This window comes from Niallia laureatilytica (genome assembly GCF_046613985.1).
Taxonomy (GTDB): domain Bacteria; phylum Bacillota; class Bacilli; order Bacillales; family Cytobacillaceae; genus Niallia.
The window spans coordinates 240,948-253,121 of record NZ_JBKKHP010000001.1 but is presented as its reverse complement, the minus strand read 5'-3'; the positions used below and the strand labels follow the sequence as shown (position 1 = coordinate 253,121).

Below are 12,174 nucleotides of genomic sequence, written 5' to 3'. Positions count from 1 at the left end.
TGGAAGGATATGGAGCTAAAAGGGATTATTCCAGCTATGTTGACTCCATTAACGATAGAACAAAAAGTCAACGATTCTGTTACAAGACAATTAACAAACCATTTGCTTGATTCAGGTGTACATGGGCTTTTCATTCTTGGGACAAACGGGGAATTTCACCTGCTGAATAAGGAAGAAAAATTAACATTTGCCAAAATTGTCATGGAGGAAGCAAATGGAAGAGTACCTGTAATCGTTGGTACAGGCGGTAATAGTACAGAGGAAACGATTGATTTATCACAAAAAATGGAGCAGTTGGGCGCTGATGCTTTGTCCGTGATTACTCCATTCTTTATATCGCCATCACAAGCGGAAATGGCTGTTCACTTTGAAAAGGTAGCAAAGAGTACTTCCTTGCCGATTCTACTGTACAATATCCCGGCTAGAACAGGGGTTAATCTTGAGCCAGAAACTGTTTCACGACTAGCTAAAGTACCGAATATTGTCGGAATCAAAGATAGCAGCGGCAACTTTGCCAACATTGAGAATTACATTAATGCAACAAAGGATGAAGATTTTTCGGTTTTTGCTGGTACAGATTCTTTAATTCTCCAAACCTTACAAGCTGGTGGAAAAGGAGCAGTTGCTGCGACAGCCAATATGGTTCCGGATGTAGTAGTTGCAATTTACGACAAATGGTTAGAAGGAAATATAGAAGCGGCGAAGGAAAATCAAGAAAAGCTACAGCCTCTTCGTGACACCTTTAAACATGGTACCTTGCCTTCTGTATTAAAGAAAGCGGTAGAACTTTACAGTGTTCCAGTAGGTCCACCAAAAATGCCTGTATCTGAAGTATCAGGAGATGCGCTAGAAATAGTCACTGAAATGGTGGATTGGTATAAACAACGAAAAGAATCGATTGTTAAATAACAATAGTAAAACACAATCATAATGAAATTAGAAAGGTGGATGGAAATGCAAACGATTTATCAATTTCAAACTGCGCAAAATATTGTCGCAGGTCCAAACTCACTTCAGTTGCTTGGAGAAAAATTAAACCTACTAGGAGTAGAGGTGAAATCAGCACTGATTATTACACAGCCGCCGATGGTGGATTTAGGTTTTGTTGAACAAATAGCCAATCCGTTAAAAGAGAAAGGAATATCTGTTGATACTAATACAAATATTTTACCTGAACCAACATTAGAAAATATTGAACAAGTTTTTGAAGCAACGGCAAGTAATAATTATGATGTATTAATTGGTATTGGCGGGGGAAGTGTTCTTGATACAACAAAAATTCTCTCTGTGTTAAAAACAAATGATGCATCCGTTGAGCAGCTATTGGGGACTGACCTTGTGGCGAATCCAGGAGTTCCGACAATTTTAATTCCAACCACTTCCGGAACTGGTGCTGAAGTTACACCAAATGCAATCGTTACCCTACCTGACCAAGAATTAAAGGTTGGTATTGTAAGTAAGTATTTACTTCCGACACTAGTTATCCTTGATCCTGTGCTCACTTTAAAATTACCTAAGCCAATCACGGCTGCAACAGGAATGGATGCTTTTACTCATTCTTTAGAATCCTTTATTTCAACAAAGGCAAATCCAATCAGTGATATGTTTGCATTAGAGTCAATCCGTTTAATCTCTTCCAGCATTGTGGAAGCTTATCAAAATGGAGAATCAATAGATGCAAGAGAAAAAATGCTGGTAGGGTCTATGTATGGCGGGATGGCTTTAACAAGTGCAGGAACAGCAGCCGTACATGCTTTGGCCTATCCTTTAGGCGGAAAATATAAAATTCCTCATGGTGTGGCAAATTCTATGCTCCTTCCACATGTCATGAAATACAATATGGATGCAATAACGGACCGATTGGCTTTAGTTGCTGAACCTATGGGAATCAGTACTGAAGGTCTTTCCAATAGCCAAGTGGCAGAAAAAGTTGTCGAAAAAATCGTTGAGTGGACCAATGTGTTAGAAATCCCTCAAGATCTTAAAAGCTATGGTGTTAAAGAGGAAGAATTGCCGGAAATTTCTGTATCAGCTTCACAAGTCACCCGTTTGTTAAATAATAATCCAAAAAAATTAAGTGTAGCAGATATTGAAGCGATTTATCGCCAGCTGCTATAATGCTAGATTATGAGAATATCAGTTATTTCGGATGATTTAACGGGAGCAAGTGATTGTGGAGGGCAGCTTATTCGTTTCGGTTTAAAGGTGTCCGTAATGGTGCAGGAACATTCTGAAAAAATGAGTGACTATGACGCAGTTATTTACAATACAGACAGCCGCTCTGTTACCGGGCATGAGGCTTATGAAAGCGTGAAAAAGGTATGTGACACGATAAAATCAGATCCAGTAGACGTAATCTATAAAAAGATTGATTCGACCATGAGAGGGAATATTGGGGAGGAAATCAATGCCATCTTTGATTCTTTTTCCCCGGATTTCGTGATCATTGCTCCTGCCTTTCCAGTGAATGGGCGTAAAGTCATCAATGGGATTCATTATCTAAATTCTGTTAAATTGGAGAATACCGAGGTGGCAAAGGATCCAAAAACACCTGTCCGGGATTCAGAGATTAAAAGATTGATAGAAAATCAATCAAAGCGGAAGGTAGAGCATATTACCTTTCAAGAGATTCATCAAGGGCATGACACTATCATGGAAAAATTGGTTTCCTGTAAGAACAATCAGATCTCTTATATTACAGTTGATTCTGCGCAAGAGTCTGATTTGGAAAAACTTGTCGAATTGATTCACCAGACTAATTTCTCCGTCGTTTGGGTTGGTTCTGCTGGTCTAATGAATTATTTACCGGAGATTTACGGGATGAAACAAGTCGAAAAAACGCTTCCTCTGCCTATCCATACTGAACCTGTTCTCTTAGTTGTTGGCAGTGTTAGTGAAACAGGCAGAATCCAGCTGCAGCATCTTTTGAACAATTCGGAAACGGTTGGACTGGAAATGAATTCGGCTATAGTCTTACAGGACGAAGAATTAAAGGCAATGGAATTAATGCGAATTCTGACTGAGGCTAAAGAGGCTTTATTTCAAGGGAAAAATGTAGTTTTATACTCTTCGAATAATGTGAATGAAACCCGTAACATTGGCGAGCAACTGGGATATGATGCTGTTAAAATTAGCAATATTATTTCCATGAGATTAGGTGAATTAGCAGCAGAAATCATCTCTATTCATGACTTAAAATATTTATTTTTAACTGGTGGAGATACTGCTCAGCAAGTTTTCCTACAATTAAATGCAAAAGAATTTATATTACTGGATGAAGTAGAATCTGGTATCCCGCTTGGCCGGGTATCCACTGATAAAGAATTTTTTATAGTTACAAAGGCTGGGAACTTTGGCTCAAAGGAAGTCATGTTAAAAGCACTTTATAAACTTCATGGGAGGGATTATGATGAAGCCGATTATAGGGATTACCATGGGCGACGCCGCAGGAGTGGGATCTGAGATTATCGTGAAAGCATTAGGCCATCCAGCTGTGTACGAAATATGCAGACCAGTTGTGATTGGGGACGCGAAAATGATTGAAAGAGCCATTCGTATTACTCAAGCACCATTAACTGTAGCAGCAGTTGCATCTGTCACTGATAGCAAATTTGAATTCGGTACAATTGACTGTATGGATCTGGATTTACTACCTGCTGACTTGCCTTTTGGAGAATTGTCGCCACAAGCAGGAGATGCAGCCTTTCAATATTTAAAGACAGCTGTTGAATTGGCAAAGAATAAAGAGATACAATCAATCTGTACCGCACCATTAAATAAAGAAGCGCTTCACAAGGGAGGACATCTATATCCAGGACATACCGAAATTCTTGCAGAATTAACGGAAACGGTGGATTATTCGATGATGTTATCTTCACCTAAATTGAAAGTGATTCATTTGACCACACATGTTGGTCTGATTAAAGCAGTTCAGTCGATTACACCAGAACGAACGTATAAAGTAGTAAAGCTTGCTCATGAAACATTAACACGTGCAGGTTATACAAATCCAAGAATTGCGGTTTGCGGTATCAATCCACATGCAGGTGAAAATGGCTTGTTTGGTGAAGGGGAAGAGGAAGAAAAACTAGTTCCGGGAATTGAGCAAGCAAGTGCTGAGGGAATAAATGTAGGCGGTCCCCACCCTGCTGATACCGTGTTTTTCCGTGCAGTTCGTGGTGATTTTGATTTGGTCGTCGCCTGTTATCATGATCAAGGCCATGTGCCAATAAAAGTATTAGGATTAGAAGAGGGTGTTAATATAACGGTTGGTTTAAATGGCGGAGTTATTCGTACCTCTGTAGATCATGGTACTGCATTTGATATTGCCGGAAAAAATATAGCTGATGAAAGAAGTATGCTCGCAGCCATCCAATCTGCCGCTGAATTGTCGCCAAAAGAAGTTTGCAAATAAGAATTTGATACCTATTAATTAGTACAAGGGGACTTAAAGTGTAATTTCCTGAAGTAAATGGCTTTATTTTAATTTTTAGCAACTAGGAAATTTTAAGTTCCCCATATGGTATCGATACAAAATTCAATAGAACAGTGCATGTAAATATGTAACCCCTTACTTATGGTGGATAATAGTCTGGTAGAGAACTTTTAAAGGGTACCTGCATAGCAAATACTGTTTATCCTAGAAGAGCGGATATTAAAATAGAAATTTAATTAAAAAGATAAGGTGATTAGTATGGGTAATAATAAATTAGTAATAAATGAGTCCATTCCAAATGGTAAATTATATCATGATGCTTATACAAATATTGATTTTTCTCTCATTCCATCAGGGCCTTTTTCAACAGCACATGCACCAACTATTATTAAGATAGACAATGGAGATTTATTATGTGCATGGTTTGCAGGTTCGTTTGAAGGCAGTCCTGATATTTCCATAGTATTATCGAAATTTAATCATGATACGCTAGAGTGGAAGGAACCGAAAATTATTTCGCAAGATGATACTCGCAGTGAGCAAAACCCATCATTCTTCCAAGCACCTGATTCATCAGTATGGTTAATCTATACATCTCAGGAAGGTCGCCAACCAGATAAAGATAATATGCAGTTTACATCCATTATTAAATATCAGAAAACATACGACAATGGTGAAAATTGGACAAAACCAGAAGTATTGTTCAGCCAGCAAGGGACATTTGCTCGACAAGCTATTCAAGTATTAAGTAATGGTAGATGGATATTCAGCACATGGGTTTGTGAGGATTCAGAATTAGGACTTACAAACGATCCTACAGTATTTCAAGTTTCAGATGATGAAGGATTAACATGGAAAGAAGTACGCATGCCTGACAGTAACGGACGAGTACATGCTAATGTTATAGAATTATCAGATGGCCATTTAGTGGCATTTATGAGAAGTAGATTTGCTGATTATATTTATAGAAGTGAATCAACAGATTATGGAGATTCTTGGACAGTGCCTGAGCCAACCATCTTACCAAATAATAATTCAAGTATAAGTGCAATCAAACTTGATAACAATGCCATCGCAATTGCCTATAATGCAAACTCAGCTCAAAACCCTGAAAAAGGCAAAGTAGCATGGCCTGGATTAAGAAACCCAGTAGTCGTGTCTGTGTCTGAAGATGGCGGAAATACTTGGCCTATCGGTCGAATTATTGAACACGCAGAAGGTTTCATCGGAGCAGAGAATAAAACGAATAATTCACAATTTGAATATCCTACGATTTATCAAGATGTAAAAGGGATTTTACATTTAGTCTACGCTTATAAAAATAGAATATGTGTCAAATATAACAGTTTTTCAATTCAAGATATCTATGGTGAAAAACGGGAAAATGAAGGAGTTTACAATCCTACATCGGGAGAAATAAGTTAGATTGGTAGTTTCCTTTCTATACAGGCTTAAATTAGTCCCTTACCTAATGAGTGAACAGAGTAGGGGACTGATATAAAAGGAGAATGTTTTTTCCGTTTGTTTGTAAGCGTAAACATAATAGGTTAGTATCAATACCGCTGTAACTCCCTGACAGGAGCTTAAGACTTTAACGCCGACTAAGATTGTTAAACATCTTAGCAGGTTTCTACATGCTATTGTTTTTCCAATATAGGAAAAGGTACTTGGTCAAGACTGCTCTAATCAGACTATTTGAGGTTGACGTTTAAGCTCTTTATGCTGATAAGACAGAGAATAACCGCCAGTATGAATGGCATTACTTGATGCAAACATCTGATGGTGCATTTCATCTGCCTAGCTATCTTAACCTTGAGAAATATGTTCGCATTACCGAGCAGAATTTGGTGTGCAGAAATAAGCAGCTGTTTAAGGCAGACTTAGAGACCTTGATAGTTTGAAATATAAGCATACTGTCATTATTTAAGAGAGGAGAAACAAAAAATGACAATGGAAATGATTCTTGCCCTTGGTATTTTGATTCTGATGATTGTCATGATCATGTCAGATAAATTTGCCTTCGGCGCACCACCAATCCTGGCCTCCCTTCTGCTAGTAGTCACCGGTTTGTCTACTGTTCAGGAGGCTTTCGCCGGCTTCGTAAATCCAAGCGTTATCATGGTTGCTGGTTTTATGGTTGTTATGGCAGGACTAATGAAGACTAGCTTGATTAGTAAGGTTCAATCTTCTATGCTCAAATTAGTGAATAAGGGCGGTTATAAAAGCTATGCTTTTTTACTAGTAGTAGTTATGCTTGGGGCTAGTTTAGCAGGTACCGGTTCTACTGGTTACTATGTACTAATTCTATCGTTGATAGCTACAATCCCTTATAATAAAAAAATGCCTACGTCCAAACTGATGATGCCTTTAGGATTTGCTACTAACCATCCTTTACTCCCTTTCAATGTAGCTCTCTTATATGGTGTTACGGTAAGCGTACTGGAAACAGCAGGTTATACTGGCGGGATTTCTATGTCAAAATTTGCTGTAGTGAATTTTATTTTGGCTATTGGTTTCTTAGCATGGAGTTTGATTGCTTATCGTCTTTTACCAGATCATCCGATTACAGAAGATTCTGGATATAGTGAAGTCGCGGTTACGACAGAACTTGTCACGATGCCTTCATGGAAAGAATACAGTACCATCGCAGCATTTATCCTAAGTGTAATTGGTATGATGCTTATGAACGTGTTGGGCAATGCCGCCTATGTAATTCCTGGCCTTGCAGGAGCATTTTTACTAATAATTAACGTGCTTGACTTCAAGGAAGTCCGCGATAATATGGGTGCACCTGTAATTCTTATGATGGCTGGCGTTATCGGCGTTGCTGACGCTTTGGCTAACTCTGGATTTACAGCAATGATTGGTGACTTTGTGGCGAATTCATTGGGTACAGATATTCATCCATTCCTTCTTATCTTTATTTTCGCACTTCTAACTAGTACTTGTGCTACTTTTACTGGTTCAAATATGGGTGCTGTATACATCTTTGCACCTATCGCTATTGCAACGAGCATTAGTTTGGGACTTAATCCTGCTGCGGCCGCAATTGCAGTTGTAGTATCTGGATGGAACGGCGGATATATGCCAGTCGATGGTATGCCTGCGATGATCTTAGGAATGGGTAAATATAAGCTTCCACAGTTCTGGTTATTTACAGTACCTATGTATCTAATTCGTATCTTTGCACTATGTGTCGGTGCTATTCTTATGTTCCCTGTAAACTGATAAGGCGTAAGTTGGAATAGAGAAGAAAAGAAGCGATAGAATTATATTTAAATTGTGAATGTTAAAGAGCGCCATTGTTTGAAAGCGGATTCAACATATTTGTGAAAATGTCTAAACCTAGGATGCATATGGGATTAGACATTTTTTATTATATAGAAAAGGAGCATTTCGGCTTTCTTCTACAAAAGAAACTTTCGCTTTTACATCAAAAGAGAAGTTTAACCGGTATAGTCATTTAGATATAATGAGTTAATAAGTAAATATTCGAAAGGAAGATGACTATGATATATATCGCTCTTCTTCGCGGGATAAATGTTGGTGGGAAAAATAAAATGGACATGAAGCAGCTTAAACAGACTTTTGAACAAGCAGGGATGAATGATGTGGTCACATATATCAATACAGGAAATATCATTTTTTCATCGATAAGTACTTCAAAAACGGATTTATCACGCATTTTGGAGGAAGCGATTCACTCTGATTTCGGATTGAAAATTAATGTATTAATATGCAGCTTTGATGACTTCAAAGCAATCATTCATTCTATTCCAGACACTTGGAGAAATGACAAAGACATGAAAAGTGATGTATTGTTTTTATGGGATGAAATCGATGATGAATCTGTACTAAAAAACCTAGTCATCAAACCAGATATTGACAGAGTGGTATATGTTCCCGGTGCCATTTTATGGTCCGCAGAAAAGAAAAATATAAGTAAAAGCGGAATGGTAAAGATCGTTGGTTCAAAGTTATATAAACAGGTTACTGTTAGAAATGTCAACACCGCTCGGAAGATATATGAACTATTGCAACAAAACAGTTAGTTAGCAGATGATCAAGTTACATTGATTATTCAAGATTTTTATGTTGGAAAAGACATATCTTGGATACGAACAAAGAAACGGTTCAAAAAAAGATGAACCGCTTCTTTCCTGCCTATTCATTGCTGTTTAAGTAGTTATGCAGAGATTTTTCATAGATTATACTTAGTTAATCTTCTTGCAGCAATTCCTCTATAAAAATAATAGCAACATCATAAGACTCCATTTCAGTGATATTTATTCCTCTGTCAGTGGCAACATGTGCTGCAAATTGACCCCATTCTTCTAAGGTTTTAACTTTGTCTAAGACATCTTTAACTTCTTCATGCTGTCCTTGACCAACATAATCCACTAGTCGGTTTTTATCCCATTTCTCGCCAAATATGCTTGCTAAATAATCATATAAATTCATCCTTTTCCTCCTTTTTTCAATCTTTCTTATTTGATTATGCTATCTAAACCTTAACGTATTCATACATAATAACAACAGCTTTTATCCTTCTAAGACACATTTCTCTTATGTGATTTTCTAGCTTTCTTACGAGAGAAAACCAAGGAGATGATAAAGGCAATAAAACAAGTACCAGCTAGAAATATAAACGCTGCTTTCATAGAGACATGCTCATAAACACTGCCGCTGATAATTGGGAAAGTTGTCATCCCAACGGCATAGACAGCCTGGAAGAAGCCCATTGCAGTTGAGCGTTTTTGCTGAGGAATAGATTGGAGCGCCTCAGAAGTTAACAGCGAAAATAAGATACCCGTACCCATGCCAGGGATTAATTGTAAAAAACAAACCATTAAAACGGAACTAGATTGCGGCACTAACAAACAGTAAATGCCAAGTAATAAAAAACTGGAATAGATCCACTGTTTTTTTGTGAGCAGCTCAAGGAATTTCGTTGAAGCAAGCTTAGCAAAAAAAACAGCAGAAATCATATAGATGATAGAGGAAAAACCAATTTCCATATTTTTGGCGCCCAATTCCTGGATAACTTGATTTGTAAAGGACATGGTTGTAGCCATTTGCACACCTTGCTGTACTAATGCTAAACAGGAATAAAGTAAAAGGTTCTTATCTTTTAATACCTGTAATAACTCCATTACAGAAACTTTAGGTTGATTGGTCGGTTTTGTTGTACGAAGGAAAAAGGCAAGCAGACATGCGAATAGGCCAGCTCCTAAGCTAAAGGCGCAAATCACCATCATGCCGACAGTATCATACAAGAAGGTGCTAGTGACAAATGCTAGTAATATCCCAGTGTTATTAGCCATAATGATCTTGCTCGTTGCGCGAGTCTGAGCTTCTTTATTAAAAAAGCTCATATACAATACCATAAAGGAAATCCAAGTTGCACTTGCTGTCCCTGATAATATATTTGCAATTAAAAAGCCCGTTTCATCTGGTAACAAAATTCGAAAAAAGGAAGCAGTACCAGCAAAAAATGTTCCCAAAATAATAAAAAGCTTATGATTACTGCTAAGATCAGCAAGAATACCTACTGGCAATCGTAGGGCAAGTTGTGAAATTCCATATGCACCGATAATAGCACCTACTACATTACTCGAAATATGGGCTAGCAGTAGATAGGTAGTTTGATAAGGGATATATACATATTGAGCGAACCAAAAAAACACCACAATCCATAAAATAAGCGATGCTTGGTTCCTTTGTATAGTTTGCATGGATGAAAATCTCCTTTCCGAATTATCTGTCTAGTCAGTAGATTGAAATACAAAGTTTGCACCGCAGTGGTTAACGTTAAGTTTTAAAGAGTAAGACAACTTCACCTTTCGTATTTATACCTTCTATGTAGAGACTATCTATATATATATCAGAGTATACAAAAGAAAATGAATGTTCAATAATTTCGCTTTGAAAATTAGTTAGAGAGTTCAGTGCAAAATGGACAGGGCTTTAGGTAGGAATAATCTATCCAGCTAACCAGAAATAGGTCACTTTCCATAGAGGAAGAGACCTGTTATAAATTTTACTTATCTTTTTCTTCTATCCGTAATACTTTTAAAATTCGATGGTAGGGACATTTCATGGGGGCTGTTTCATCATCGCGGAGAAAGTATTGCTTCCATTCTAGATTATCCGTCTCTCCATATGTGTTTAAGGAAGGGTGGATGCCGATTTTATCATAGTTTTTAAGTCTTTGCCGAATTTTTGTTTTCACTCGCTCAGCGAAAGTTGGTTTTTTAGTGAATTCCTTCAAGACCCACCTTGGCGTAATCGCAAACATCATAGTTGGAAAATATCTGCTTTGCCGATTTTTGTGGGCAGGTGTGGCGCAATACATGAAGTACTGCTCGCCATGAAAGCAAAACTCCCATAACGAATGATGCGGGTCTTTAGGAATATGTTCTGGCCATTCCATTTTATCGAGTGCAGCAAGCGTGCTTAATTGCTGCCAAAAAAGCTCCTCATATTGTTCTACACCGCAATCGGTTTTTAACTCATCAGGTGTTTCGAAGAAAATGATCAGAGAGGTATAATTTCCGAATGACCTGGACTGTTCTGTATAAGAGAGCAGCAGTTCTCCGAGCTCCACACTGCTGCTCTCTACCCGTGGATCGCCGATAAATCCGTATCGCAATTGATTTTTTCTAAATCCAATAACCGCAGGTATGCAAGGGAAGGGTTTATCCACATCCGTCATCTTCGCTTCAAAAGCTTCTAATGCCTTCTCTTGACATTTAGTTAAGCTGTTTATCGGCAAGGAGTCTTTATTATATAGAATGTTAATCATTATCACCTCACAATCGGTACTAATACTCTATTCAACTGGGAACAAAAGGGAAATATGTCCACTTAGGTCTGTACATTTCGTGTATAAATTTGACCTTTCGGTTGGAGGATTTATCAGAGCTGGTCAAGAATAGGTAATGTATAGTATTGCTTGTCATTTAGGCGATTAGGAGTGATTGAATTGCGGAAAAATCAGCTTGCGTTTGTTTTAATTCTAGTACTAATAGTTCTGTTAGTTGTGTATGGAGCCTACAAACTGATGAATTCACGCACTGTTCAATTGGTTGGGAGTATCGTAAATCACATCGATACGGAGGAAAAGCTAGTGGCATTGACATTTGATGACGGACCGACAAACAATGTCGAAGCACTTCTGCCGCTATTAGAGGAATATGATGCGAAGGCGACTTTTTTTTTAATAGGAAGTGAACTAGAACAGAACATGGAATTAGGAGAAGCGATTGCAGATGCAGGCCATCAAATTGGAAATCATACATACTCTCACAAGAGGATGGTTTTTAAGTTGCCTTCCTATATAAAGGAAGAAATAGAAAGCACAGATAGCTTAATTCGAGATACAGGCTTTGAAGGGGAAATTGATTTTCGCCCTCCATACGGAAAAAAACTAATTGGGTTACCTATATTTCTTGAAAAAAATAACAGGGAAACGATCACCTGGAATTTAGAGCCTGACAAGTTTTATCAGTCAGCAAAAGACAAGATACAATATGTGAAGGAAAATATCACATCAGGATCGATTATTCTTCTTCATACGATGTATGACAAGACTGGAGAGGAATGGAATACAACAGAAGGGATACTTGATGCATTATCAAAGGATGGATATATATTCGTAACAGTAAATGAGCTTCAAGAAGCAGGCAGTTAGACGATAATAAATATAAGAAGAAACAGGATACACTAGCAGTATTAAA

General features: G+C 37.8%; 12 protein-coding genes. 9 read left to right on the top strand and 3 right to left on the bottom strand.

Features of this window, described 5'->3' with window-relative positions:
* Positions 1-9: 9 nt before the first annotated feature.
* The 8 genes from dapA to ACLIJJ_RS01240 all read left to right on the top strand — a co-directional run bounded on the left by dapA (position 10) and on the right by ACLIJJ_RS01240 (position 8,487).
* The gene (gene dapA / locus ACLIJJ_RS01275; protein WP_411410468.1) at positions 10-909 is read left to right on the top strand and encodes a 4-hydroxy-tetrahydrodipicolinate synthase; all 900 of its coding nucleotides are present in this window, start codon (positions 10-12) and stop codon (positions 907-909) included.
* Positions 910-954: 45 nt separating this feature from the next.
* Positions 955-2,118, top strand: a complete 1,164-nt coding sequence (locus tag ACLIJJ_RS01270) for an iron-containing alcohol dehydrogenase (protein WP_237941551.1) — start codon at positions 955-957, stop codon at positions 2,116-2,118.
* Positions 2,119-2,127: 9 nt separating this feature from the next.
* Positions 2,128-3,462, top strand: a complete 1,335-nt coding sequence (locus ACLIJJ_RS01265; protein ID WP_411410467.1) for a four-carbon acid sugar kinase family protein — start codon at positions 2,128-2,130, stop codon at positions 3,460-3,462.
* Positions 3,410-4,414: a 4-hydroxythreonine-4-phosphate dehydrogenase PdxA gene (pdxA, locus tag ACLIJJ_RS01260; protein WP_411410623.1), complete on the top strand. Its 1,005-nt coding sequence runs from the start codon at positions 3,410-3,412 to the stop codon at positions 4,412-4,414. Before ACLIJJ_RS01265 ends, pdxA begins: the two co-directional genes overlap by 53 nt.
* 279 nt (positions 4,415-4,693) lie before the next feature.
* Complete coding sequence (locus ACLIJJ_RS01255; RefSeq protein WP_411410466.1) at positions 4,694-5,860, top strand: sialidase family protein; 1,167 nt, start codon at positions 4,694-4,696, stop codon at positions 5,858-5,860.
* Between the two features lie 338 nt (positions 5,861-6,198).
* Complete coding sequence (locus ACLIJJ_RS01250) at positions 6,199-6,336, top strand: hypothetical protein (RefSeq protein ID WP_411410465.1); 138 nt, start codon at positions 6,199-6,201, stop codon at positions 6,334-6,336.
* A 43-nt stretch (positions 6,337-6,379) separates the two neighbouring features.
* Positions 6,380-7,663, top strand: coding sequence for an SLC13 family permease (locus ACLIJJ_RS01245; RefSeq protein WP_411410464.1), 1,284 nt, complete (start codon positions 6,380-6,382; stop codon positions 7,661-7,663).
* 281 nt (positions 7,664-7,944) lie between these two features.
* Positions 7,945-8,487 carry a DUF1697 domain-containing protein gene (locus tag ACLIJJ_RS01240; protein WP_237941546.1) on the top strand — a complete coding sequence of 181 codons (543 nt, stop codon included), beginning with the start codon at positions 7,945-7,947 and terminating at the stop codon, positions 8,485-8,487.
* A gap of 166 nt (positions 8,488-8,653) precedes the next feature.
* On the opposite strand, the gene ACLIJJ_RS01235 is transcribed toward ACLIJJ_RS01240, so the two are convergent.
* The 3 genes from ACLIJJ_RS01235 to ACLIJJ_RS01225 all read right to left on the bottom strand — a co-directional run bounded on the left by ACLIJJ_RS01235 (position 8,654) and on the right by ACLIJJ_RS01225 (position 11,237).
* Positions 8,654-8,896 carry a hypothetical protein gene (locus ACLIJJ_RS01235; protein WP_285109647.1) on the bottom strand — a complete coding sequence of 81 codons (243 nt, stop codon included), beginning with the start codon at positions 8,894-8,896 and terminating at the stop codon, positions 8,654-8,656.
* Between the two features lie 89 nt (positions 8,897-8,985).
* A complete protein-coding gene (locus tag ACLIJJ_RS01230; protein ID WP_233313638.1) occupies positions 8,986-10,170 on the bottom strand; it encodes an MFS transporter in 1,185 nt (394 codons plus the stop codon).
* 305 nt (positions 10,171-10,475) lie between these two features.
* On the bottom strand, positions 10,476-11,237 hold the full coding sequence (locus ACLIJJ_RS01225) for a YqcI/YcgG family protein (RefSeq protein WP_233314742.1): 762 nt from the start codon (positions 11,235-11,237) through the stop codon (positions 10,476-10,478).
* Positions 11,238-11,450: 213 nt separating this feature from the next.
* Here ACLIJJ_RS01225 and ACLIJJ_RS01220 point away from each other — a divergent pair, with 213 nt between their 5' ends.
* Complete coding sequence (locus tag ACLIJJ_RS01220; protein WP_411410622.1) at positions 11,451-12,128, top strand: polysaccharide deacetylase family protein; 678 nt, start codon at positions 11,451-11,453, stop codon at positions 12,126-12,128.
* Positions 12,129-12,174 lie beyond the last annotated feature (46 nt).

Excerpts from the sequence above, each read along its gene's own strand:
- ACLIJJ_RS01245 (WP_411410464.1), top strand. The coding sequence starts at position 6,380 with ATGACAATGGAAATGATTCTTGCCCTTGGTATTTTGATTCTGATGATT.
- ACLIJJ_RS01240 (WP_237941546.1), top strand. The coding sequence starts at position 7,945 with ATGATATATATCGCTCTTCTTCGCGGGATAAATGTTGGTGGGAAAAAT.
- dapA (WP_411410468.1), top strand. The coding sequence starts at position 10 with ATGGAGCTAAAAGGGATTATTCCAGCTATGTTGACTCCATTAACGATA.
- ACLIJJ_RS01235 (WP_285109647.1), bottom strand. The coding sequence starts at position 8,896 with ATGAATTTATATGATTATTTAGCAAGCATATTTGGCGAGAAATGGGAT.
- ACLIJJ_RS01255 (WP_411410466.1), top strand. The coding sequence starts at position 4,694 with ATGGGTAATAATAAATTAGTAATAAATGAGTCCATTCCAAATGGTAAA.
- ACLIJJ_RS01265 (WP_411410467.1), top strand. The coding sequence starts at position 2,128 with ATGAGAATATCAGTTATTTCGGATGATTTAACGGGAGCAAGTGATTGT.
- pdxA (WP_411410623.1), top strand. The coding sequence starts at position 3,410 with ATGAAGCCGATTATAGGGATTACCATGGGCGACGCCGCAGGAGTGGGA.
- ACLIJJ_RS01230 (WP_233313638.1), bottom strand. The coding sequence starts at position 10,170 with ATGCAAACTATACAAAGGAACCAAGCATCGCTTATTTTATGGATTGTG.
- ACLIJJ_RS01270 (WP_237941551.1), top strand. The coding sequence starts at position 955 with ATGCAAACGATTTATCAATTTCAAACTGCGCAAAATATTGTCGCAGGT.